The organism is Streptomyces echinoruber, from assembly GCF_014651135.1.
Lineage (GTDB): Bacteria > Actinomycetota > Actinomycetes > Streptomycetales > Streptomycetaceae > Streptomyces > Streptomyces echinoruber.
Genome location: NZ_BMWH01000016.1, coordinates 92,250 through 115,070 on the forward strand (window position 1 = coordinate 92,250; position 22,821 = coordinate 115,070).

Genomic DNA, 22,821 nt, shown 5'->3' on the forward strand with positions numbered 1-22,821 from the left:
CCCGCGGCGGGGGAGGGGCGGAATCGTGGCATGATCGGGGCCATGCGTGAACGAGTGGTGGCCGCGTGCGACGGGGCGTCGAAGGGAAACCCCGGACCCGCGGGCTGGGCCTGGGTGATCTCCGACGACGCCGCGACACCGGCCAGGTGGGAGGCGGGGCCGCTCGGCCGCACCACCAACAACGTCGCCGAACTCACCGCTCTGGAACGGCTGCTGGCAGCGACCGACCCGGCCGTGCCGCTCGAGGTCCGCATGGACTCGCAGTACGCCATGAAGGCCGTCACCACCTGGCTGCCCGGCTGGAAGCGCAACGGGTTCCGGACGGCCGCGGGCAAGCCGGTCGCCAACCAGGAGCTCGTCGTGCGCATCGACGAGCTGCTCCAGGGCCGCTCGGTGGAGTTCCGCTACGTCCCCGCCCACCAGGTCGGCGGCGACCCGCTCAACGACTTCGCCGACCGCGCCGCCAGCCGGGCGGCCGCCGAACAGCAGCCCGCCGGCAGCGCCCTCGGCTCGCCCGAGCCCCCGCCCGCCCCCGCCTCCGGGGCACCCCGCTCCTCCCGCCGCCGCGGCGGCGCACCCGGCGCGTCGAAGTCCGGCGCGTCGCGGTCCGGCGGGGCGGGAACCGGCGCGTCGAAGGCGTCGTCGCGCACCATCAAGGCCAAGTTCCCCGGCCGCTGCGTGTGCGGCCGCTCCTACGCGGCGGGCGAGAAGATCGCCAGGAACGACACGGGCTGGGGCCACCCGGAGTGCCGCACCGCCGCGGCCGGATAGCCCCGGGCACGGAAAACGGCCTCCGGCAGGGAGGAAAACGGCCTCCGGCACGGAAACGACTCCGGGCGCACGGACGGAAACGGCCCGGGGCATGCGAAAGGGCGCCCCCGTCCGGGGGCGCCCCGCGCCACGAGTGCCGGTCAGACCACCGCGCCGCGCCAGCCCCCGGTCTCGCCGCCGCGGGACTCGATGAACTCCTTGAAGCGCTTCAGGTCGCCCTTGGTCTGGCGCTTCACGAAGCCGAGCCTGTCGCCGATCGTCTCGGCCACGCCCTCCGGTTCGAAGTCCATCTGCAGCATCACCTTGGTGTGCGCGTCGTCCAGGCGATGGAAGGTGACGACGCCGGCCTGCCGGGCCTCGCCGTCGACCGTGGTCCAGGCGACCCGCTCGTCCGGGATCTGCTCGGTGATCTCCGCGTCGAACTCGCGGCGCACACCGTTGACGCTGGTCACCCAGTGGGTGAGGGTGTCGGTGCGCTGCTCGATCCGCTCGACGCCGCCCATGAACTCGGGGAACGTCTCGAACTGCGTCCACTGGTTGTAGGCGGTGCGGACCGGCACGGCGACCTCGATGGACTCCTCCACCTGCGACATGGTTCCTCCTGTCTCGCGGCTGTTCGTCTCTTTCGGTACATGTCAGCGGGTACCGCGCGACCTGAGGGGAAAACCGCCGGGTCGCACCATCACGGGGTGCTACTCTGCGCTGTCTCTTGATCGCCATCGGTAGTTGTCAGGGGTGTGTGTGAAGGTCGCCTGTGTCGGCGGCGGGCCCGCCGGCCTGTATCTGTCGATCCTGCTGAAACTGCAGGACCCGTCCCACGACGTCACCGTCCACGAGCGCAACCCGGAGGGTTCCACCTACGGCTGGGGCGTCACCTACTGGCGGAGCCTGCTCGACAAGCTGTACGCGCACGACCCCGTCTCGGCGCGCGCCGTCGAGGAGCACTCGCTGTGCTGGACCGACGGCGTCGCCCACGTGGGCGGCCTGACCACCCGGCACCGCGGCGACCGGGGGCACGGCATCGGCCGCCACCGGCTCCTGGAGATCCTCGCCGACCGGGCCCGCGCGCTCGGCGTCCAGGTCGTGTACGAGCGTGAGACCACGCCCGGCGACCTGCCCGCCGCCGACCTCGTGGTCGCCGCCGACGGCGTGCACAGCGCGCTGCGCGGCCACCACGCCGACCACTTCGGCACCGAGGTCTCCCTCGGCCGCAACCACTACGTCTGGCTCGGCACCACCAAGGTCTTCGACGCCTTCACCTTCGCCTTCGTGGAGACCGGGCACGGCTGGATCTGGTGCTACGGATACGGCTACGGCGACCGGCGCAGCACCTGCGTCGTCGAGTGCGGCCCCGAGACCTTCACCGGCCTCGGCCTGGACCGGGCCCCCGAGGCGGAGACGCTCGCCCTGCTGGAGAAGCTGTTCGCCGGCGTCCTGGACGGCCACCCCCTGCTGGGCCGCTCCCCGGCCGGCGGCAGCTCCCCGGCCGACGGCAGCTCCCCGTGGCTGCGCTTCCGCACCCTCACCAACCGCACCTGGCACCGGGACAACCTCGTCCTGCTCGGCGACGCCGCCCACACCACGCACTACTCCATCGGCGCCGGCACCACCCTCGCCCTGGAGGACGCGATGTGCCTGGCCGGCGCGCTGCGCGAGCACGCCGCCCTGCCCGACGCGCTCGCCGCCTACGAGCGGGAGCGCCGGGCCGCCCTGCTGCCGGTGCAGAGCGCGGCCCGCTACAGCGCCCAGTGGTACGAGAACCTGCCCCGCTACATCCGCCTGCCGCCGCACCGCATGTTCGCCCTGCTCGGCCAGCGCCACTCCCCGCTGCTGCCGTACGTGCCGCCGCAGCTGTACTACGGGCTGGACAAGGCGGTGAGCCGCCTGGAGGTGCTGCGTCGGCTCAAGCGCTGGCTGGGTCCGAAGGTGGCGCGCACGGTGCACGCACGCGCCCTGGGTGAAAGGGAATTCACCCAGTAATTCATCCGGTAGGGTTACGCGCTGCGGTGAATTCCCATTCACCCGGTTTCCCCGGCGTCACCCACCGGAGTGCCCATGGAGCAGCCCGCCCCGATACCCGCCCCGCCGCCCGCCCGGACACCCGCCCCGGCATCCGCTTCCTCCGGGACATCCAGGACATCCGGGCGGTTCACCCTGCCGGTGCTGGCCTTCGCCGGCATCCTCATGGCGGTCATGCAGACGGTCGTCGTCCCCCTGCTGCCCGACCTGCCCCGGCTGACCGGCGCGTCGCCGGGCGCGGTGTCCTGGACGGTCACCGCCACCCTGCTGTCCGGGGCGGTGCTGACCCCGGTGCTCGGCCGGGCCGGCGACATGTACGGCAAGCGGCGGGTGCTGATGGCGGCGCTGGCGCTGATGACCGCGGGCGCCGTCCTGTGCGCCGTCTCCTCCGACATCGGTGTGCTCGTCGCCGCCCGCGCCCTGCAGGGCGCCGCGGCCGCCGTCGTACCGCTGTCCATCAGCATCCTGCGTGACGAACTGCCGCCCGAGCGGCGGGGATCGGCGGTGGCGTTCATGAGCGCCACCGTCGGCATCGGCGCCGCGCTCGGGCTGCCGCCGGCCGCGCTGGTGGTCCAGTACACCGACTGGCACGTCATGTTCTGGGCCACGGCCGCGCTCGGCGCCGCCGGCGTCACGGCCGTCGCCTGCGCGGTGCCCGAGTCACCGGTGCGGCAGCCCGGCCGGTTCGACGTGCCGGGCGCGCTGGGACTCGCGGCCGGGCTGGTGTGCCTGCTGCTCGGCGTCTCGCAGGGCGGCGAGTGGGGCTGGGGCAGCCCGCGGATCGCGGGTCTGTTCCTCGGTGCGGCCGTGGTGCTCGCCCTGTGGGTGCGGCAGCAGCTCAGGGCCCGCGCGCCGCTGGTCGACCTGCGGCTGGCGGCCCGCCCCCGGGTCGGCCTCGCCCATGTGGCCGCGCTGCTCACCGGGTTCGCCTTCTACGCCAACTCCCTGGTGACCGCGCAGCTGGTGCAGGCGCCGAAGGCCACCGGCTACGGGCTCGGGCTGTCCATCGTGGCGACCGGCCTGTGCCTGCTGCCCGGCGGCGTCGTCATGCTGCTCTTCTCCCCGCTGTCCGCCCGCATCTCGGCATCCCGCGGCCCGCGGGTCACGCTCGCCCTGGGTGCGGCGGTCATCGCGCTGGGGTACGCGGTGCGCATGGCCGACAGCCGCGACCTGTGGCTGATCATCGCCGGTGCGGCGGTGGTGGCGACCGGCACCACCCTCGCCTACTCGGCGCTGCCCACCCTGATCCTGTGGGCCGTGCCCGCCGGGCAGACCGCCTCCGCCAACGGCGTCAACGTCCTGATGCGCACCATCGGCCAGGCCACCTCCAGCGCCGCCGTGGCCGCCGTCCTGGTGCACCACACCCGGCCCGTCGGCGGCGCCCCGGTGCCCACGCTGCACGGCTACGTGCTGGCGTTCGCGATGGCGGGCACGGTCGCCCTCGCCGCCTGCGCGACCGCGCTGACCATCCCCGGCGAGGCCGCCCCGCCGGGCACCCGGCGGGCCCGGGGCGACACCCGGGGCACCCGGGACGAGGCGAGGGAGGGAGCATGACGGCCGTGCGCACCCCGCCCCCCGCGTCCGCGCCGGTGCGCCGGGACGCCGAGGCGACCAGGGCGGCGATCCTCAAGGCCGCCCGGTACCTCCTGGCCCGGCAGCCGCACGCCGACATCACCCTCAAGGCGGTCGCCGACCGCGCCGGGGTCAGCCCGCCGCTGGTGGTGAAGTACTTCGGCTCCAAGGACGCCCTCTTCGCCCGCGTGATGAACTTCGAGGCCGACGTGGCCGCCCTGCTGCAGGCGCCGCTCGACGGCCTCGGCCGGCACATGGTCCGGCACGTCCTGCTCAGCCAGCGCGAGCGGGGTGCCGACCCCGTCCTGCGGATCGTGTTCGCGCCGCTGCACGGCGAGCACGGCGAGGTGCTGCGCGCGAACTTCCGCAGCCAGGTCACCGAGCGCCTCGCCGCCCGCCTGACCGGCCCGGACGCGGGCCTGCGCGCCGAGCTCGCCGTCGCCGCCGTCCTCGGCCTCGGCGTGATGTACGGCATCGCCCGCGGCCCCCGCCTGCGCGCCGCCGCCGTCGAGGAGATCGCCGACCGGTACGGGCCGGTGGTGCAGGCGCACCTGACCCCCTGAGCGCGCCCGCGGCTCCCGCGCGGCACGCGCCCGGCGCGCCGCCGGCCGTGCGGGAGCCGCGGACACGCCGGCCGTGCGGGAGCCGCGGACACGCCGGCCGTGCGTGAGCCGCGGGCGCGCCGGCCGTGCGGGTCCGGCGCCGCCCGGCCTACGGGAACAGGCGGTCCAGGAAGGCGTCGCCGAACACCCGGTGCGGGTCGAGCCGCCGCAGTGTCCCGGCCGCCTCCTCCCACACGGCGCTCCTGAACGACGCGGGCACCGCCGTGCCCAGCACGTGCGCGTCGCTCCAGGCGGCCGTGTCCGTGTACGCCCAGCCCTTGGACCACTCCACCCGGGTCAGGGCGTGCGTGCCGTCGTACGTGCCGAACAGGAACTGTTCGAGCTCGCGCAGGAACCGCTCCGCGTACGGCGTGCCCGGCAGCGTCAGCACGTCCAGCCACACGGCCGTGTCCCACTCCGGCCGCCCGGCCACCGGCCGCACCGCGGACAGCAGCGGGGCGCGGGCGCCGTCGAGCCCGGCGTGCGCGGGGTCGTCGAGGCCGGTGACGCGGATCTCCACGGAGCCGTTGACGGGGAAGCGGCCGCGCGCGGCGTACGCGGCGAGCCGGTCGCGGTAGAAGGACGTGAACTCGTGCACCACCTGCTGCACCCGGGAACGGGAGGTCACCACCGCGTAGCCGTCGGCGGTCACCCGCAGGGTGGTGGGCCGGATGTACAGCAGCGTGTTCTTCGACGGCCCCCAGATGTCCGCGGACAGGGTCGCGGTCAGCCCGAGCGAGGCCGCCGCGTACTGGGCGGTGCCCAGCTCCGGCGCCAGGTACCAGGCCGCGTCGGCCGTCATCCGTCCGGCGAGGTCGGCCACCGGTCGCGGCACGTGGTCGGAGAACGGGTAGTTGTACGGCCCGGTGACGTGCCGGGAGGCGGCCGGCCGCCGCGGGGCGCGGCTCCACACCTTCAGCCACGGGCACGCGGTGAACGCGAACCAGATCGCCTCCACCCGCCCGGAGGTGTCCAGGAAGCCCGCGAAGGTGCGGCCCGAGGAGCCGGGCGCGGCGAACAGCTCGGCGGCCGGGACGTCCGTACGGCTGACGCAGCGCAGGTTCGTGTCGGCGCCGACGCGGAGCACCACCTCGGTCACCAGGCAGCGGCCGAGGTGGGCGAGGAGCGCGGCGCACTCGGCCTCGTCGCGGCGGAAGGTGCGCGGGGCGTAGACCTGCCGGTCCTCGTCCCACACCACGGCGGTCAGCTCCAGCACCAGGTTGCTGAGCGAGCCGTAGGTGTGCCCGGGCGGCCGCTGCTCGCCCGGCGCCGGTACGGCCGTGCCGTGCGCGTCGACGGCCAGCGCCCCGCCCACGGTGAGGTCGCCCGGCGCGGGCACCGCGGTCAGGCCCAGGCCGTGCTCCTCCAGGAAGGACAGCAGCGCCTCCATCGTCACGCCGGCGCCGGCCCGCACGGCGGTGGCGGACTCCAGGGCCAGGGACGTCAGGTGGGCGGAGGTGTCGACGAGCAGCACGGGGGCGTCCGCGCCGGTGCCCTCGGTGACCGTCAGCGGCGACCAGCCGTGCGAGCGGCCCCGGGCGCGCACACGTCTGCCGTTGCGCCGGGCCCAGTCGACGACGGCCGCCGCCTGCTCCGGGCCGGCCGGCGCGCAGGCCCACAGGCCGTCGGCGGTGATCTCGCCGACCCAGTTGCGGTACGCCGAGCGGTACAGGGCCACGTCCTCGGGGAAGTCCGGCAGCTCCGCCGCCGCGGCCGCGGGATCGGCGGCGAGCGCGGCGGGCACGGCCGTGAGGGCGGCGGCGGTGCGCAGGAAACCGCGGCGGGTCCACGCCGTGGGGCCGGGGTGCCATGGCGTGGACCCGGGATTCCGTGCCGTGGGGCCGGAGTCGCCCGGCAGGAAGTTGCTCCGTAAACGATCCGTCACGGCCGCCACGCTAGGGCGGGCGGCGGGCCATCGGAATCCCGCCACCGGAGACCACTCGAACGAGTGAAAGAGGGAGTGAAGGCGAGGGGGATGGGAAGGGGCGGCCGACCGGAACGGCCCGTTCCGTTCGCCGGGGCGGCGGATGACAGACTGGCCGCATGGAAGAACGAGTGATGGGCAGGTCGGGGCAGCGCGTGTCGGTCGTGGGCCTCGGCACCTGGCAGCTGGGCGCCGACTGGGGCGACGTGGACGACAAGCAGGCCCTCTCCGTGCTGGAGGCGGCGGCCGAGTCGGGGGTGACGTTCTTCGACACGGCCGACGTCTACGGCGACGGCCGCAGCGAGCAGACCATTGCGGCCTTCCTGCGCGGCAGGCCCGACCTGCGCGTCACGGTCGCCACCAAGATGGGCCGCCGGGTGGAGCAGATCCCGGAGAACTACGTCCTGGACAACTTCCGCGCCTGGAACGACCGCTCCCGGCGCAACCTCGGCGTCGACCGCATCGACCTGGTGCAACTGCACTGCCCGCCCACGCCCGTCTACTCCTCCGACGAGGTGTTCGACGCCCTCGACACCCTGGTGGAGGAGGGGCGGATCGCCGCGTACGGCGTGAGCGTGGAGACCTGCGCGGAGGCGCTGACGGCGATCGCGCGGCCGCACGTGGCCAGCGTCCAGATCATCCTCAACCCGTTCCGCATGAAGCCCCTGCTCGAGGTGCTGCCCGCGGCCCGCGAGGCGGGCGTCGGCATCATCGCCCGCGTCCCGCTCGCCTCGGGCCTGCTGTCGGGCAAGTACACCAAGGACACGGTGTTCCCCGAGAACGACCACCGCACCTTCAACCGGCACGGCGAGGCCTTCGACCAGGGCGAGACCTTCTCCGGCGTCGACTACGCCACGGGCGTGGAGGCCGCCGCCGAGTTCGCCGCGCTCGCCCCCGAGGGGTACACCCCGGCCCAGCTCGCGCTGCGCTGGATCATCCAGCAGCCGGGCGTCACCACCGTGATCCCCGGCGCCCGCTCGCCGGAGCAGGCCCGCGCCAACGCGGCCGCCGCCACGCTGCCGCCGCTGTCCGAGAAGACGCTCACGGCGATCCGGGACCTGTACGACCGGCGCATCCGCGAGCAGGTCGAACACCGCTGGTGACCCCGGCCGGAGGGCCGCCCCGGCTCAGGACCTGAGCACCAGCTGGCGCTCCTGCTCCTGGTCGCCGGCGGCGGTGCCCTCGTCGGTCACGCCGAAGGCCCGCGCCAGCGTCCGGCTCGCCGTGCGCACGGCCTCCGGCGATCCCTGGACGGTCACCGTGACCGGCGCGGACAGCCGTCCCGCCGCGCCGTCCCGCGCGGGCGGCGCCGACGGCGCGGTGCCGCCGAACGTGGCCGTGAACACGGTGGCCCGCTCGTCGGCGGGCAGCTCCTGCGCAGGTCCGAACGCGGGCTCCAGGGCGTGGACGACGGTCCGCGCGTCCGCGGCGCTGCCGCCGCTGAGCGTGACGGTGAGCGAAGTGCCGGGCATGGTCAACGGACTCCTCGGATCGATCGGTGTCGGCACCGCCGGGAACCGCCGCCCAGGGCGTCTCCCGGCGCACCCGCTTCGTGTAACCGCGGGGTGATCGCTCAAACGACGGCGGGGAGAGGGGGGAAGGCGAGGTTCCGGCGCGGGCGGCGGCTCGCCGCTCCGCGACCGGGACCGCCGCCCGTGCCGGTGCTGTCTCCCGTCGGACCGCCGCCCGTGCCGGTGCTGTCTCCCGTCGGACCGCCGCCCGTGCCGGTGCTGTCTTCGCGCCGGCCCGTCGCCCGCGCCGAAGACGTTCTCCGCGCCGCGGCCGCGCCCTCCTGCCGTCCCCGCCGTCGGCCGTGCGCCGGCCGTAAGCCGACCGTGCGGCGGCCTTGCGGCGGCCATGCGTCAGATCCGCCCGCCCGTCAGCCGGGTCAGCGGGCCCCGGGCGGCGCGCTCGGCGCGGCGGCCGGCGAGGTAGGAGGCGGTGGTGAGGGCGGTGAGCCCGGCACCGACGCCGGCGGCGACGGCCTTGCGGGCGGCCAGGACCGTCCAGGCGGTCCTGGCGGTGGCGGCGACTTGGCCGGAGGCGGAGGCGAGAGCCTGGCGGCCCGCCGCCACGGCGCGGGCGGTGCCCTGGGCGGCCCCGCCCGCCGCGTCGGCGGCGCGGCCCGCCCCGGCCCCGACGGCCGACGCGGCGTCAGCGGCCTTGCCGACGACGCCCTGTGCCGTGCCGGCGGACTTCTCGGTCACGTTCGTGTGCTTGTCCGTAGCGCTCATGGCATCCGCCTTGCCGCTCGCACGGCGGGCAAACACGCTCCGCCACCGGGCGTTTCCGTATCCGTCACCCCTGATCAACCCGGCGGCAAACGGGAACACGAGTCACCGGAACCCGCGAGAACCGCTGAGCTGGAGGAACGTTGTCGGACACGGAACACGGTGCGGAAGCGAGGGACCGGGGGCGCGACGAGACGGAGGAGGAACGGGCCGACCGCAAGTGGGGCGAGCTCATCCAGGAGGTCAGGGTCGCGCAGACCGGCGTGCAGATCCTCTTCGGTTTCCTGCTCACCGTGGTCTTCCAGTCCAAGTACGCCCAACTGCAGCCGACGGAGAAGACGATCTACATCGTGACCGTCGTCCTGGGCGCCGCCGCCACGGGGGCGCTGATCGGGCCGGTGTCCCTGCACCGCCTGGTCTCCGGGCGGCGGGTGAAGCCGCAGGCGGTCGAGTGGGCCTCCCGGCTGACCTTCGTCGGGCTGCTCCTGCTGCTGGCCACCATGACCGCCTCGCTGCTGCTGATCCTGCGGGTCGCCACGCACGACACGTACGTGCCGTGGCTGGTCGTGGGGGTGGTGCTCTGGTACCTGCTGTGCTGGTTCGTGGTCCCGATGCTGGCCCGGCGCCGGCACGGCTCCCGCTAGCGCGGCCCGGGCGCGCCCGGCCTCCCGCCCGGACGCCGGGGCGTGCCCGCACGGGGTGCGGCGGCTGCGGGGCGCGGGCGCCTCCCGCCCGGACGGCGCTTCTCGCGGGGCGCTTGCCCCGGGGCCACGGGGGTCACTTGCCCGTGAAGACCTCCGCCAGGAAGTCGTCGATTCGCACCTGCTCGCGGCCGGGCGGGACGATCTCGTGGGTCTGCCGCAGGAAGGCCGCCACCGCCGGCGCCCACGCGAACACCGCGGCGTGGTGCCGGCCCCCGCCGGGGCGGGCGTCGCCGAAGAAGTCCATCCGCAGTTCCTGCCACATGCCGGTCGACACGGGCCGGAAGCGGACGTCGCCGATGCCGACCGGGCGGGTGAGGCCGTCGGCGAGCATCTCCCGGTCGAGCCGCCACCGCGCCAGCACCCGGCCGTCATGGGTGAACACGGCGGTGACGGCGAACGGGTCCGCGGCGTCGTACTGCAGGTGGGCCAGGACGGGGAAGCGGTCGGCGGCGCCCGCCTGAAGCTGCATGACCAGGGTCTTGTGCACGAACGGGTTCACGAGAGGGCCTCCGGCGAGAACGGACTCAGAGCTCTCTGGTACCCAGGTCGCCGCCGAGGTTGCTCAGGCCGTCGAGTGATTCACGGCGCACTTCGCCGGGTGGCCCCTGCCCCGCCGCCTGCCGCTCGCCGGGTGTCGGCGGCCGGGCGTCGGCGGCCGGCGGGGTGTGCCGGTCAGCCGAAGGCGTCGCGCAGCGCGGGCAGCAGGGTCTTCTCCGACCAGTCCAGGAAGGCGTGCTGGGTCTCGCCGCCCACCTGCACCAGCGCCACCTCGGTGAACCCGGCCTCGACGTACGGGCGTACGGCTTCCACGAAGGTCTCCGGGTCGTCGCCGCACGGGATGGACTCGGCGACGTCGTCGGGCGTGACGAATTGGGTGGCCGACTCGAAGGAGTCCGGGTGCGGCAGCTCGGAGTTGACCTTCCAGCCGCTGCCGAACCAGCGGAACTGGGCGTGCGCGCGCTTGACGGCCGTGTCCCGGTCGGGGTCGTAGCACACCGGCAGCTGGCCCACGCGCGGCTTGCCCCGCCCGCCGTGCCGGTCGAACGCCTCCAGCAGGCCCGCCTTGGGCTCGGTGGCGATCACCAGGTCGCCGTACCTGCCGGCGAGGGCGCAGGACTTCTCGCCGGAGACGGCGATGCCCAGGGGCGGCGGGGTGTCGGGCAGGTCCCACAGCCGGGCCGACTCGACGTCGAAGTGGGTGCCGCGGTGGGTGACGTGGCCGCCCTCGAACAGTGCGCGGATGATGTGGACGGCCTCCTCCAGCATCTCGTGCCGCACGTCGACGGAGGGCCAGCCGCCGCCGACCACGTGCTCGTTGAGGTTCTCCCCGGAGCCGAGGCCGAGCCGGAAGCGGCCCTCGGACAGCAGGTGCAGTGTGGCCGCCTTTTGCGCCACCACCGCCGGGTGGTAGCGGAACGTCGGGCAGGTCACGTACGTCATCAGCGGGATGCGCGAGGTGGCCTGGGCGGCGGCGCCCAGCACGCTCCACGCGTAGGGGGAGTGGCCCTGCGAGCGCAGCCACGGGAAGTAGTGGTCGGAGGTCACCGAGAAGTCGTAGCCGACCTCCTCGGCCCGCACCACGTGCTCGACCAGCTCGCGGGGTCCGGCCTGCTCGGTCATCATCGTGTATCCGATTCGCACCATGCCGCCCGCGTTCCCCCCGACCCGGGGTGAAAACGGCCCGTCCGGGCGGCCCCGGCCCCGCGCGCCGCCCGGACGGACACGGGCCGGGCGGGCGGCCGGGCGTCCGCCGGGCGGATATGGAGCAGGCGGCCGGGCGGGCACGGGTCAGGCGGGCGGCCGGAACGTTTTGAGGAAGGTGGCCAGCGCCTGCCGGTTCGCCGCGGCGCCCCAGTCGCCGGCCGGGGTCGTCCAGCGCAGCGAGAAGCCGCGGTGGCCGCCGAGCAGGAAGCCCCGGCCGAAGGTGCGCGTTTGCCGGTCGCCGGTGCCGGAGAGCCACTCCATGTCGGCGGCGCTGCGGCCCAGGTACGTGGTCGCGCGGATGTCGCCCAGGCGCCGGTAGCCCGCGGTGCGCTGCAGGTCGGGTTCCACGTCCTCGCGCCAGACGGCGACCGGGTCGGGGCCCACCCGGGTGCTGTAGGTGACGGCGAGGGTGCGGGCGTCGGTGCCGCCGGGGCCGAAGACGACGCGGTAGGCGAGGTCCGAGACGCGGGAGGTGCGCAGCCGCCGGAAGCCTTTGGGCAGGGCGACGGAGAATCCCTCCGGTGCCCGCAGGACGCGGTAGCCCGCCGGCAGGGCGGCCGTGGCGGAGGCCGACGCGCGCGGCGGGGTGCCGGACGGGTCCCGGCCGGCTCCGGTGGGCGGGACGGTGACCGAGGCCGGCGGGCGGGGCGCCGGTCCCGCGGCGGAGGACCCGCCGCCCGTGCCGGGCAGCAGGTCGGCGGCGGCCAGCACGGCCACCGCCACCGCGACGAGGGCCACGGCGCCGCCCGCGACGGTGACGGCGGTCCGCCTGCTCCACACCGGGCCCGCGTGGCAGGCGGCCGCGTACGCCTCCCGCCACCGGCCGGGCGCCCCCGCCGCGCCCCCGGCGTCCCCGATGCCTCCGGTGTCCCCGCCCAGTGTCCGGGTGAGCAGGTACCACACCTCCGGCCGGGTCATCCGCTCCCGGGAGTTCTTGCGCAGCAGCCCCTGCACGGCCCGGGTCAGCCCCCCGGCGCGCAGCGGGGCCCGCAGCGGGAGCCGGTCCACGCCGCGCAGGGTGGCCTCGGGCCGGCCCCGGTCCCGGAACGGCGGGCGGCCCTCGACCATCGTGTACAGCAGCGCGCCCAGCGCCCACAGGTCGGCCGCGGGGCCGATGCGCTCGTCGCGGGCCTGCTCGGGGGAGGCGTACGACGGCGCGGTTAGCCGCGGTGCGAGGGTGGTGCCGGCCAGCCCGAAGCCGGTGACGACGATGTCGTCCGCCTCCCGCACGAACACCTGGCCGGGGCTCAGTTCGCCGTGCGTGACGCCCTCGGCGTGCGCGGCCTCCAGGACGTCGAGCAGCGCCAGCCCGATGCGCGCGGCCCGCTCGGGTTCCAACGCGCCTTCCCGGTCGAGGAGTTCGCCGAGCGGCGTGCCGTCGATCCACTCGGTGACGATCCACAGCCTCCCGTCCTCCGCCACGGCGTCCACCGCCGCCGCGACCCGTCCCGGCCGCAGCTCCGCCACGATCGCGGAGGTGCGCATCACGTGGTCCGTGATCCGCTCCTCCACCCCCGGTCCCGGCGGCAGCCCGATCTCGGTGACGAGGCAGGGGAGTTCGACCTGGATGTCCTCGGCGTACCAGCAGACGCGGTTGGTCTCGCGGTGGACCGCCTCCAGCAGCCGGTACCGTCCGCCGACCAGTTCACGGGTGCCGTCCGCGGAGACGTGCGCCTTGGCCATGGTCATCCCTCGCTGAAACCCCGGTTTCTCGTCTTTCCGGGAAGTACGGGAAGCACGACGGCATCCGTTCAACGCGCCGGCGACTCTCCGGCGCATTTTCGTTTTTTCACTGCGCGTTGGATCTTCTGTGCGAAAAGAGGGACCGTACGGCCGTGACGGCGCGGGCGCGCACCGGGCGAGGTCAGACGCCTCCCGCCGGGTGCGGCGGCGCCCGTCCGCCCGTACTCCCGAGTAACCGGCGGCGAACACGGGTGGGCGGCGCAATTCGCGTGCGGCCCGTGCGCGCATTCCCCGACGGACGTCTTGTCGGCGCACGGCTGGACGCCTTGTCGGCGCACGCCGGAACAGTGCCGGTCGCGGCCGTTCCGGCTTTTTCGAATTCCTGTCAACAGATCTTGCGCCAAAGGCCGGAGCCCGGCATCCGGCACCCGGCATCCGACCACCGGCATCCGGCGGTTCGGTGCTGCCGCGTCTTCTGCGCACCAGGCCCGGCCGGCCGTGCCCGCCGCCGATGCGAGATCGCTCACACCCGTTCCGGGGCAACCGGCCCGCGCCGCACCGCATCTTGCCGGTCGACGCGTGAGCGGCGCGCGGTCGACGCACGAGCGGTCGTGGTCGGGTGCGGTCGGTCGCGGGTGGTCGCCTGCCGGTCACCGAGGGGCGCGGGCGGGCGAAGGGTCGTCATGAATCGAGCAGGGAAAGGCATTTCCTGCTTTACATGCACATGACGCATCCGTAAGGGTTTCGCCCGGGGCCCGACCAGCCCCGTGGCGCGCGGCGCCGCGCCATGCCCCGCGGCGGCCGGCGGTGCCGGCCGCCCGTGAACGAAGGAACCCTTTCAGTGCGTAGTGCGCACATACGCAGCCTGGCGGTCGCCGTCGCGGTGACGACGGCCGCCACCGGCCTGGCCGGCACGGCCCACGCCGGCCCGGCCGGCGCCGGCCCGCACGCGGCCTCCGCCTCCGCCTCCGCCTCCGCGCCCTCGGCCGAAGACGTGGTGGCGGCCGCCCGGACCGCGGCCTTCGCCCACGCCTCGGCGACCGGCGTCACCCAAGGGGAGGAACTCCGGCCGCAGGACGTCCTGATCGACCCGGAGGGCGCCCGGCACGTCCGCTTCGTCCGCACCCACCAGGGGCTGCCGGTCCTCGGCGGCGACCTGGTCGTCCACCTCTCCCGGCAGTTGACCTACACCGGGGTCACCCGGGCCGCGGGGCACACCGTCCGGCCCGCCACCCTGCGCGCCCGGCTGACACGGCGTCAGGCGGAGCGGAAGGCCGCCGCCGCGGCCGGGGAACGGGCGGCCGGCGCCGCACTCGTCGTGGACGCCCGCGGCGGCGCCTCCGCCCTCGCCTGGCGGGTCCGCGTCGGCGGCACCGGGGCCGCCGGCTCCCGCACGGTGGTCGTCGACGCGCTCACCGGCCGGGTCCGCAGCAGCACCCCGGACAGCGACGAGTTCCTGTCCCCGAAGCTGCTGAAGACCCTGCACCGGCGCGGCGAGACCCTCGACCCCGCCACCGGCACCGCGCCCGGCACGCACAGCCTCGCCGCGGCGTCCGCCGCCCGCTACCCGGCGCCGGCCTCCGGCACCGGCCGCTCCCTCTTCGCCGGAAAGGTGAAGCTGACCACCACGCAGACCGCCCGCAGGAGCTTCCTGCTGAAGGACCCCACCCGCTGGGGCACCGAGACCCGCGACGCCAAGGGCCGCGAGCCGGAGAACTTCGCACGGGGGGCGAAGTTCACCAGCACCACCGACCAGTGGGGCGACGGCACCGTCGCCAACCGGATCAGCGCCGCCGTCGACGCCCAGTACGGCATCACCAAGACCCTGGACTTCTACCGGAAGACCTTCGGCCGCAAGGGCATGGCGAACGACGGCAAGGGCGCCCACGCCATGGTCCACTTCGGCCACAAGGTCGCCAACGCCTTCTGGGACGACCGGTGCGGCTGCATGCTCTACGGCGACGGCGACGGGGACACGTTCACAAAGCCGCTCGTCGTCCTCGACGTCACCGGCCACGAACTCACCCACGGCGTCGTCGACGCCACCGCCCGCCTGGAGCCGACCCGGGTGGACGCCGACGGCAACCAGTACGGCGAACCGGGCGCCCTGAACGAGTCCCTCGCCGACATCTTCGGCTCCGGCGTCGAGTTCGGCGCGCACAACCCCGAGAACCCGCCGAACTACCTCATTGGCGAAAAGCTCGGCCTGGCCCAGAAGTTCCTGCGCCGCCTGGACCACCCCTCCCTCGACAGGCTGGAGGGCACGGTCGACTTCTGGTCGCCGCAGGTGTACGACGCCGAGGTGCACGCCGGCTCCGGCGTCTCCTCGCACGCCTACTACCTCCTCGCCGAGGGCAGCGGCCGCCGGAGGATCGGCGCCGTCACCTACGACTCGCCCACCTACGACGGGTCCGCGGTCACGGGCATCGGACGCACCAGGGCCACGGCGATCTTCTACCGGGCCCTGACCCGCTACATGGTCTCCAGCACCGACTTCCACGGCGCGCGCGTGGCGACGCTGAAGGCGGCCAAGGACCTGTACGGGGCCGGCAGCACCGAATACCGGACCGTCGACCGGGCGTGGGCCGCGGTGAACGTCACCGCCGCCAACACGCCGGCGCCCCGGCACTGACCCCGCCCGCGCACCGGTGTTCCGGGTGCCCCGCCCGCGGGGGACCCGGACCGCGGGCACCCTGCCCCGGCCCCAGGGCCCGCGGCCGCCGGGCCGGCGCGGCGGCCTCCCCTTCCGGCGCGGCGCGTCCCGGCGGCCTGTCCCAGTGCGGCCGGCCCGGCGGCCTATCCCGGCGCGGCCCGGCCCGGCGCGTCGGGCTCCGGCGTGATCAGGCCCTCGCGGTGGGCGACGGCGACCGCCTCCGTACGGCTCGCGGCGCCCAGCTTGGTGAGGATGTGGGAGACGTGGACGCTCGCCGTCTTGGCGCTGATGAAGAGTTCCTCCCCGATCTGACGGTTGCTGCGGCCGCGGGCCAGCAGCCGCAGCACCTCCTGCTCGCGGGCCGTGAGCGCCGCCGGACTCCCCTCGGCGGGCGGCGCGTCGGCGAGCCGGCCGCGGCGCAGCAGGGCGTCCACCTGCCGCAGCAGTGGCCCGGCACCCAGCCGCTGCGCCGTGTGCCGGGCCGTGCGGGCCTGGCGGGCGGCCTCCTCCCGGCGCCCGGCGGCGAGCAGCGCCTCGGCGAGCCGCAGCCGGCAGCGCGCCTGCTCGTAGACGTCGCCGTACCCGAAGGCGTCGACCGCCCGCTGCCACGCCGCCGCGTCCGGGCCCGACACGGCCCGGTGCCACTCCGCCTCGGCCCGCGCCAGCCACGCCCGGCCCTCCGGCCCCTGCGGCATGCCCTCCTCCCCGTGCCCGGCGCACTCCCGGGCGACACCGACGAGCTCGTCCGCGGTCCGCGTCCAGTCGCGCGGCTCCCGGCCGGCCAGGCGCTCCTCGCCCGCCGCGTCCGCGACCGCGGACAGGGCCAGCGCGGCCAGCCGCACCGCGGCGTCGGGGCGGTGGCCCGCGTGCTGGGTGAGCGCCGCGACCGTCTCCCGCATCCGGCGCACGGCCTGCGCCGGATCGCCGCGCAGGGCGGCGGCGTCGGTGAGCACGATCCCCGCCACCAGCGTCGCCAGCCAGTCGAACGGCCCCGCCAGCAGGGCCCGGGCCCGGTCGGCGGCCCCGGCCTCGCCTCGCGCCAGCGCCACGTACAGGACCGGCCCGACCCAGTAACCGTCCGCCGCGGGCAGCGCGTCGGTGTCGGCCGCCGCCGCGCGCAGGCACTCGTCCCAGCGGCCCAGCGTGTACAGCACCAGCAGCCGCAGATAGCGCATCTCCAGCGGGTACGGCGACGACAGCAGCCCGGTACGCCGGGCGCGCTCCAGGCCCTCGGCCAGCCACGGCAGGCACTGCTCCAACTCGCCCGCCTCGAAGCACCCGATGGCGAGACTGAACAGCGCCCGCATCTCCACCGGCGTGTTCCCCGCCCGCCGGGCCAGCTCCCGCGCCTGCCGCAGCAGCGCGCGGTTCTCGGGGGAGCGGCGTCCGCCGCCCTCCAGGTGGGCCAGCGAGACCAGCAGATCGGCCCGGGCGTCGGGGATGCCGAGCTGCTCGGCGGCCCGCAGGGCCCGGCGGGCGATGCGCAGCGCGGTGGCGTCCTCGCCGACCTGGCGGGCCGCCAGCACGTGCGTGGCCGCCGCCCACACCCAGGTCGCCGAGGGCGGCTCGGCGGGGATCATGGCGAGCGCGTCGCTGCTGTGGGCGAACGCGGCCGAGAGGCTGTCCACGCCGAGCAGGTTGCCGGCGAGGGTGTACCGCACCCGGGCGGCCAGCTCCGAGTCGGCGTCCCGGCCGAGGGCCGCCAGCGCGTCCCGGGTGAGCGAGACCGCGCGGTGGCCGTCGCCGGCGTGCGCGGCCGCGGCGGAGGCGCGCAGCGTGAGCGTCACCCGGTCCACGCCGTCGCACGCCGGCCGCGCGGACGGCTCCACCGCCGGCCACAGGTCGAGGGCGGCCTCCAGGTGCCGCAGCTCCTCGGCGGGCGCGCCGAGGAGCCGGGCGTGGTCGGCCGCCTCCAGCGAGGCGGCCAGCGCCCGCGCCGGGTCGTGGCTCTCGCGGTAGTGGTGGGCACGCTCCGCGGCCGACTCGCCCGCGGGGCCGCGCTCCTGCAGCAGCCGGGCGAACGCGCCGTGCAGCCGGGAGCGTTCCCCCGGCAGCAGGTCCGTGTACACCGCCTCCCGGGTCAGGGCGTGCCGGAAGGCGTACGCGCCGTCGTCGCCGGGCACCAGCAGCCGGTGCTCGACGGCCTCCCGCAGGGCGGCCTCCAGTTCCTCCTCCGGAATCCCGACTGCGTCCCGCAGCAGGTCGTGCCCGACGCGGCGCCCGGCGACGGCGGCGGCACGCAGCACCTGCCGAGCGGTGCCGGACAGCTGCTCGAACCGGACCAGGAGGACGTCGGCGAGGGCGTCGGGCAGGCCGTCGGTCCGCGTGCCGGAGGCGGCGAGCAGCTCCTCGGCGTAGAAGGCGTTGCCCTCGGCGCGGTCCACGATGCGGCGGACCGTGGCCTTGGGCAGCTCGCGCTCCTGCAGCGCCCGCACCAGCCGGGCGACGTCGGCGTCGGGCAGGGGCCGCAGCTCCAGGCGCTCCACCGAGGGCAGCCGGACCAGTTCGGCCAGCAGCGGCCGCAGCGGGTGGCGGCGGTGCAGGTCGTCCGCCCGGTAGGAGGCGAACACCGCCGGGCGGTACGGGGGCGCACCCGATGCCGGCCGGTCCAGGCCGCCGCGGCTGAGCAGGAAGCGCAGCAGGTCGCGGGAGGACTGGTCGGCCCAGTGCAGGTCCTCCAGGACCAGCAGGATGGGCGCGGTGTGCGCGAGGTCGGCCAGCAGCCCGGCCACGCCCTCGAACAGCCGCAGCCGGTCGCCCGCGTCCCGTACGGCGCCGGCGCCGCCGCCCAGCAGCCGGTCCACCGCCGGGTGCGCGGCCAGGACGTCCGCGAAGCGCCCGTCGGCGGCGAGCGCGCCCAGGACCTCGGTGAACGGCAGGTACGGCAGGCCCACGTCGCCCACGTCGACGCAGTGACCGGTGAGGACGAGCGTCCCCGCCGCGGCGGCCCGCGCGGCGGTCTCGGACAGCAGCCGCGTCTTGCCGACCCCGGCGTCCCCGGAGACCAGCACCGCGCGGGCCTCGCCCCCGCGGGCGCGCTCCAGCACCCCGAAGAGGCGGGCCAGCTCGGCGTCCCGGCCGATCAGCGGCGCGGCGGAGGCGATCGTCGACACGGCATCCATCCTGGCACGGGCCACCGGCGTCCCGGCCCGTCGCCGCGTCCCGCCGCAACGGCTCGGGCGGGCCGTGCGGCTCGGGGCCGGCGACCGGGCGCGTCCGGCGCGCGTGCGCCGGCGGGCCGCCGCCCGTCCCGCGCGGCTCAGCGTGTCCGTCCGCCCGTGCCGCTCAGCGCAGCGTGTCGGCCCGTCCCGCGCCGCTCAGCGCAGCGTGTCCGCCCAGTCCGGCGGCACCCGGCCCGCGGGTCCCGGTACGGGCTGGTCCTCGGGGTGGCTGACCGGCGGGGCGAGGTCGGGGCCGGACGCGTACAACTGCGAGGTGGTGTAGTCCCAGAACCAGCCCTCGCCCGGTTCGAAGCTGCGGATCACCGGGTGCCCGGTGGCCTCGTAGTGCGCGGTGGCGTGCCGGGCGGGGGAGTCGTCGCAGCAGCCGATGTGCCCGCACCGGGCGCAGCGCCGCAGGTGGAACCACCAGCCGCCGGTCGCCTCGCACTCGGCGCAGCCGGTGCCGCTCGGCGGAACGTTCGGGTCGATACCGCTGTCGTGCGTCATGCCGGCTCCTCGAGGGGATCGGGTGCGTCGGTGCCGGCCGGGGCGGCCGTCAGCGGGAGCAGGACCTGGAAGCGGGTGTCGCCCGGCACCGATTCCACCCGCAGGGCGCCGCCGTGCTTGTCGACCACGATCCGCCGGGAGATGTCCAGGCCCAGTCCTGTGCCCTCGCCGACCGGCTTGGTGGTGAAGAACGGCTCGAAGACGCGGTCGCGGATCTCCTCGGGCACGCCGGGGCCGGTGTCGCAAAACTCCACCAGGAGCCGCTCCCCGTCCCGGGCCGTGCGCACGGTGAGCGTCCCCTCGCCGCCCGCGCCGTTGATGGCGCCGACGGCGTTGTCGATCAGGTTCGTCCACACCTGGTTCAGCTCGGCCGGGTAGCCGGGGACGCGCGGCAGCGTACGGTCGTAGTCCTTGACGACCCGGATGCGGTCGCCGATCTTCCCGGAGAGCATCAGCAGCGTGCTGTCGAGGAGTTCGTGCACGTCGGTCACCTGGTAGGGCGCCCGGTCCAGATGGGAGTACTGCTTGGCGGCGTCGACCAGCGTGGTGATCCGGGTGGTGGAGTCCTCGATCTCGTTCATCAGCAGCTCGGTCTCCACCGTGTAGTTGAGCCAGCCGATCGCGTTCGGCAGGATCTCCGGCGCGACGGACACGGCGACCTCCTCCAGCCAGTCGGTGTCCAGCCCGGCCTGCACGAAGGTGGGCGCGATCCGCCAGCCCTCGGTGATGCCGTGGTCGTCCAGCCAGTCGGCGAGCTCGTCCTCCCGGTCCGCGGCCTGCAGGGGGCTGAGCGCCGAGGTCTTGGCGACCCGTTCCACCGTGCGCTCCTGGACCTCCATCAGCTGCGCGAGGTCGTCCCGGGAGAAGGGGCCCTCGGCGATGACGGCGAGTTTGCGCCGCATCTTCGCCACCCGCTCCCGCAGGGTCGCCGTGGCCCGCACGGCCGCCGCGGCGGGGTTGTTGAGCTCGTGGGTCAGCCCGGCCGACAGGGAGCCCAGCGCCAGCAGGCGTTCCCGCTGCCCGAGGGTGCGCTGGGTGCTCTTGGAGCCGAGGAAGAGGCCCTCCAGCAGGTGGACCGCCATCGGGAACCACTCCCGCACGACGTCGGCGAAGGTGTCCGCGGGCAGCACGAAGAACCGCGTCGGCTCCGTCACGCGCAGGGAGCTGGTGTAGACCTGCGGCACCCTCTCCCCGAGGTAGGCCTGCGTGGCGCCGGCGTACACCCCGCGCTGCGAGGTCCGGTTGATCTCGACGTCGTCGCCGCCGACCCGGCGGGAGAGCACGACCGTGCCCTCCAGCATCACGTAGAAGCAGGTCGCCGGCTCACCCTCGGCGTACACCGGGCCCGGGTCGAACAGTTCCACCCGCCCCGCGGCGCACAGCCGGCCCAGCTGCTCGGACGACAGCTTCTCGAACAGGAACAGGGAGCCGATCTCCCGCGGGCTGCACGGCACCGGCCGCCCGCTCACGACTGCTCCAGGTAACGGTGGACGAGCATCACGGCCATGGCTCCCTCTCCGACGGCGGAGGCGACCCGCTTGGCGGACTCGGCGCGCGCGTCGCCCGCGACGAACACGCCGGGCACGTTGGTCTCCAGGTGGTACGGCGGCCGGTCCAGCTCCCAGCCCGCCGGCGGGCGCCCGTCGGGGGTCAGGTCCGGCCCGGCGAGGACGAACCCGCGCTCGTCGCGCAGCACCGTCCCGTCCAGCCAGTCGGTCAGCGGGGCGGCGCCGATGAACACGAACATCCACGAGGCGTCGACGCGTTCGGTCTCCCCGGTCAGGGTGTGACGCAGCGTCAGCTGCTCCAGGTGGCCGGAGCCGTGCGCGGCCGCCACGGCCGTGTGGTGGCGCACGGCGATGTTCGCCACCTCGTCGATCTGCTGGATCAGGTAGTGCGACATCGACGCCGACAGGTCCGCCCCGCGCACCAGCAGCGTCACCGACTTGGCGAACCGGGACAGGTACATCGCGGCCTGGCCGGCCGAGTTGGCGCCGCCCACGACGTACACGTCCTGCCCCTGGCAGGAGGCGGCCTCGGTGAGCGCGGAGCCGTAGAACACCCCGCACCCGGTCAGGTCGGCACAGCCCGCCGCGTCCAGTTGCCGGTACTGCACGCCGGTCGCGAGGATCACGCTGTGCGCGGCGATGGTCGAGCCGTCCGCGAACCGCACGACGCGCGCGGCGCCGCTCACCTCCAGGCCGGTGACCTCCCGCGCGGTGAGGATCTCCGCGCCGAACCGGGCCGCCTGCCGCCGCGCCCGCTCGGTGAGCTGGGCGCCGGAGACGCCGTCGGGGAAGCCGAGGTAGTTCTCGATCCGGGAGCTCTGCCCGGCCTGCCCGCCGGTCGCCGACCGCTCCACCAGCACGGTCCGCAGGCCCTCCGAGGCGCCGTAGACGGCCGCGCCGAGTCCCGCCGGGCCGCCGCCGATCACCACGAGGTCGTAGAAGCCGGCCGTCGGCGTGGTCGCCAGGCCCACCCGGGCGGCCAGTTCGGGCGCCTCGGGCTCGACCAGGGCCGTGCCGTCCGGGGTGACCACCAGCGGCAGCCGCCGTCCGTCCTGCCCGGCGGCGGCCAGCAGCCGCCGGCCCTCCGGTTCCTCCACCGAGTACCAGCGGTAGGGCACCTGGTTGCGGGCCAGGAACTCGCGCACGTCCGAGGAGCGCGCCGACCAGCGGTGCCCCACCACCTTGGTGCACGGCACCGTGCGGTGGTCGGCGGACCGCCAGGCCGTGAGCAGGTCGTCCAGGACCGGGTAGAGCTTCTCCTCCGGCGGGTCCCACGGCTTGAGCAGGTAGTGGTCGAGGTCGACAACGTTGATCGCGTCGATCGCCGCGTTGGTGTCCGCGTACGCGGTCAGCAGCACCCGGCGCGCGGCCGGGTAGACGTCCATCGCCGCTTCCAGGAACTCGATGCCGTTCATGCCCGGCATGCGGTAGTCGGCCAGGACGACGGCCACCTGGTCGCCGCGCAGCTTCAGCTCGCGCAGCGCCTGCAGCGCCGACTCGCCGGACTCCGCGCGCACGACGCGGTGCTCGCCGCCGTAGCGGCGCCTGAGATCACGGGCGACGGCCCGGGAGACCCCGGGGTCGTCGTCCACGGTCATGATGACGGTCCGCGCCGCCCCGGCGGCCTGTGTCATGACGTCCCCCACCCCGGGCGCCGGGTTTGCGGACCCGGTCCCTGCTCGTGCGTCGCCGCGCCGGTCATCGGCCCATCGTAGGCACGGCGCGGCCGCCGCGCGCGCCGGTTGGGGAACGGGGCCGTTCGGGGGCGCCGCGCGCCGGCCC

At 75.4% G+C, this 22,821-nt stretch carries 18 protein-coding genes; 7 read left to right on the top strand and 11 right to left on the bottom strand.

What is annotated here, in order from left to right; genetic code table 11:
• Positions 1–30 precede the first annotated feature (30 nt).
• Entirely contained in the window at positions 31–771 is a 741-nt protein-coding gene (locus IE225_RS19230) for a ribonuclease H family protein (protein WP_190058795.1), read from the top strand.
• A 140-nt stretch (positions 772–911) separates the two neighbouring features.
• On the opposite strand, the gene IE225_RS19235 is transcribed toward IE225_RS19230, so the two are convergent.
• A complete protein-coding gene (locus IE225_RS19235; protein ID WP_190058796.1) occupies positions 912–1,364 on the bottom strand; it encodes an SRPBCC family protein in 453 nt (150 codons plus the stop codon).
• A gap of 142 nt (positions 1,365–1,506) precedes the next feature.
• On the opposite strand from IE225_RS19235, the gene IE225_RS19240 reads away from it, so the two are divergent.
• The 3 genes from IE225_RS19240 to IE225_RS19250 all read left to right on the top strand — a co-directional run bounded on the left by IE225_RS19240 (position 1,507) and on the right by IE225_RS19250 (position 4,925).
• On the top strand, positions 1,507–2,751 hold the full coding sequence (locus IE225_RS19240) for an FAD-dependent monooxygenase (protein ID WP_190058855.1): 1,245 nt from the start codon (positions 1,507–1,509) through the stop codon (positions 2,749–2,751).
• 75 nt (positions 2,752–2,826) lie between these two features.
• Entirely contained in the window at positions 2,827–4,344 is a 1,518-nt protein-coding gene (locus tag IE225_RS19245; RefSeq protein WP_190058797.1) for an MFS transporter, read from the top strand.
• Positions 4,341–4,925 (top strand): TetR/AcrR family transcriptional regulator, encoded by a 585-nt coding sequence (locus tag IE225_RS19250; protein WP_190058798.1) that lies wholly within the window; start codon positions 4,341–4,343, stop codon positions 4,923–4,925. The genes IE225_RS19245 and IE225_RS19250 overlap by 4 nt, the downstream gene beginning before the upstream one ends.
• Positions 4,926–5,073: 148 nt before the next feature.
• Here the strand turns inward: IE225_RS19250 and IE225_RS19255 are convergent, their stop codons facing one another.
• Positions 5,074–6,735, bottom strand: a complete 1,662-nt coding sequence (locus tag IE225_RS19255) for a cholesterol oxidase substrate-binding domain-containing protein (RefSeq protein ID WP_373303231.1) — start codon at positions 6,733–6,735, stop codon at positions 5,074–5,076.
• Between the two features lie 272 nt (positions 6,736–7,007).
• Between IE225_RS19255 and IE225_RS19260 the strand changes: the two genes are divergently transcribed.
• Positions 7,008–7,991 (top strand): aldo/keto reductase, encoded by a 984-nt coding sequence (locus IE225_RS19260; protein ID WP_190058799.1) that lies wholly within the window; start codon positions 7,008–7,010, stop codon positions 7,989–7,991.
• A gap of 24 nt (positions 7,992–8,015) precedes the next feature.
• Here IE225_RS19260 and IE225_RS19265 read toward each other — a convergent pair whose 3' ends face one another.
• Complete coding sequence (locus IE225_RS19265) at positions 8,016–8,360, bottom strand: hypothetical protein (protein ID WP_190058800.1); 345 nt, start codon at positions 8,358–8,360, stop codon at positions 8,016–8,018.
• A 390-nt stretch (positions 8,361–8,750) separates the two neighbouring features.
• Positions 8,751–9,122, bottom strand: coding sequence for a hypothetical protein (locus tag IE225_RS19270; protein WP_229879712.1), 372 nt, complete (start codon positions 9,120–9,122; stop codon positions 8,751–8,753).
• 140 nt (positions 9,123–9,262) lie between these two features.
• On the opposite strand from IE225_RS19270, the gene IE225_RS19275 reads away from it, so the two are divergent.
• Positions 9,263–9,763, top strand: coding sequence for a DUF6328 family protein (locus IE225_RS19275; RefSeq protein ID WP_190058802.1), 501 nt, complete (start codon positions 9,263–9,265; stop codon positions 9,761–9,763).
• Between the two features lie 133 nt (positions 9,764–9,896).
• On the opposite strand, the gene IE225_RS19280 is transcribed toward IE225_RS19275, so the two are convergent.
• From IE225_RS19280 to IE225_RS19290, 3 genes are all read right to left on the bottom strand, one after another.
• Positions 9,897–10,322 (bottom strand): SsgA family sporulation/cell division regulator, encoded by a 426-nt coding sequence (locus IE225_RS19280; RefSeq protein WP_190058803.1) that lies wholly within the window; start codon positions 10,320–10,322, stop codon positions 9,897–9,899.
• A 173-nt stretch (positions 10,323–10,495) separates the two neighbouring features.
• Positions 10,496–11,467: an LLM class F420-dependent oxidoreductase gene (locus tag IE225_RS19285; RefSeq protein WP_190058804.1), complete on the bottom strand. Its 972-nt coding sequence runs from the start codon at positions 11,465–11,467 to the stop codon at positions 10,496–10,498.
• A 144-nt stretch (positions 11,468–11,611) separates the two neighbouring features.
• Entirely contained in the window at positions 11,612–13,216 is a 1,605-nt protein-coding gene (locus IE225_RS19290) for a protein kinase domain-containing protein (protein WP_190058805.1), read from the bottom strand.
• A gap of 835 nt (positions 13,217–14,051) precedes the next feature.
• Between IE225_RS19290 and IE225_RS19295 the strand changes: the two genes are divergently transcribed.
• On the top strand, positions 14,052–15,842 hold the full coding sequence (locus tag IE225_RS19295; RefSeq protein WP_190058806.1) for a M4 family metallopeptidase: 1,791 nt from the start codon (positions 14,052–14,054) through the stop codon (positions 15,840–15,842).
• A gap of 164 nt (positions 15,843–16,006) precedes the next feature.
• On the opposite strand, the gene IE225_RS19300 is transcribed toward IE225_RS19295, so the two are convergent.
• The 4 genes from IE225_RS19300 to IE225_RS19315 all read right to left on the bottom strand — a co-directional run bounded on the left by IE225_RS19300 (position 16,007) and on the right by IE225_RS19315 (position 22,673).
• Positions 16,007–18,976 carry an ATP-binding protein gene (locus IE225_RS19300; protein WP_229879714.1) on the bottom strand — a complete coding sequence of 990 codons (2,970 nt, stop codon included), beginning with the start codon at positions 18,974–18,976 and terminating at the stop codon, positions 16,007–16,009.
• Positions 18,977–19,180: 204 nt separating this feature from the next.
• The gene (locus IE225_RS19305) at positions 19,181–19,531 is read right to left on the bottom strand and encodes a UBP-type zinc finger domain-containing protein (RefSeq protein WP_190058808.1); all 351 of its coding nucleotides are present in this window, start codon (positions 19,529–19,531) and stop codon (positions 19,181–19,183) included.
• The gene (locus IE225_RS19310) at positions 19,528–21,000 is read right to left on the bottom strand and encodes an ATP-binding protein (RefSeq protein WP_190058809.1); all 1,473 of its coding nucleotides are present in this window, start codon (positions 20,998–21,000) and stop codon (positions 19,528–19,530) included. Before IE225_RS19310 ends, IE225_RS19305 begins: the two co-directional genes overlap by 4 nt.
• Positions 20,997–22,673, bottom strand: coding sequence for an NAD(P)/FAD-dependent oxidoreductase (locus tag IE225_RS19315; protein WP_190058810.1), 1,677 nt, complete (start codon positions 22,671–22,673; stop codon positions 20,997–20,999). Before IE225_RS19315 ends, IE225_RS19310 begins: the two co-directional genes overlap by 4 nt.
• Between the last annotated feature and the right edge of the window lie 148 nt (positions 22,674–22,821).

Coding starts and splice junctions, on each gene's coding strand:
- IE225_RS19250 (WP_190058798.1), top strand. CDS start 4,341: ATGACGGCCGTGCGCACCCCGCCCCCCGCGTCCGCGCCGGTGCGCCGG.
- IE225_RS19290 (WP_190058805.1), bottom strand. CDS start 13,216: ATGACCATGGCCAAGGCGCACGTCTCCGCGGACGGCACCCGTGAACTG.
- IE225_RS19260 (WP_190058799.1), top strand. CDS start 7,008: ATGGAAGAACGAGTGATGGGCAGGTCGGGGCAGCGCGTGTCGGTCGTG.
- IE225_RS19285 (WP_190058804.1), bottom strand. CDS start 11,467: ATGGTGCGAATCGGATACACGATGATGACCGAGCAGGCCGGACCCCGC.
- IE225_RS19265 (WP_190058800.1), bottom strand. CDS start 8,360: ATGCCCGGCACTTCGCTCACCGTCACGCTCAGCGGCGGCAGCGCCGCG.
- IE225_RS19305 (WP_190058808.1), bottom strand. CDS start 19,531: ATGACGCACGACAGCGGTATCGACCCGAACGTTCCGCCGAGCGGCACC.
- IE225_RS19315 (WP_190058810.1), bottom strand. CDS start 22,673: ATGACACAGGCCGCCGGGGCGGCGCGGACCGTCATCATGACCGTGGAC.
- IE225_RS19245 (WP_190058797.1), top strand. CDS start 2,827: ATGGAGCAGCCCGCCCCGATACCCGCCCCGCCGCCCGCCCGGACACCC.
- IE225_RS19235 (WP_190058796.1), bottom strand. CDS start 1,364: ATGTCGCAGGTGGAGGAGTCCATCGAGGTCGCCGTGCCGGTCCGCACC.
- IE225_RS19230 (WP_190058795.1), top strand. CDS start 31: ATGATCGGGGCCATGCGTGAACGAGTGGTGGCCGCGTGCGACGGGGCG.
- IE225_RS19270 (WP_229879712.1), bottom strand. CDS start 9,122: ATGAGCGCTACGGACAAGCACACGAACGTGACCGAGAAGTCCGCCGGC.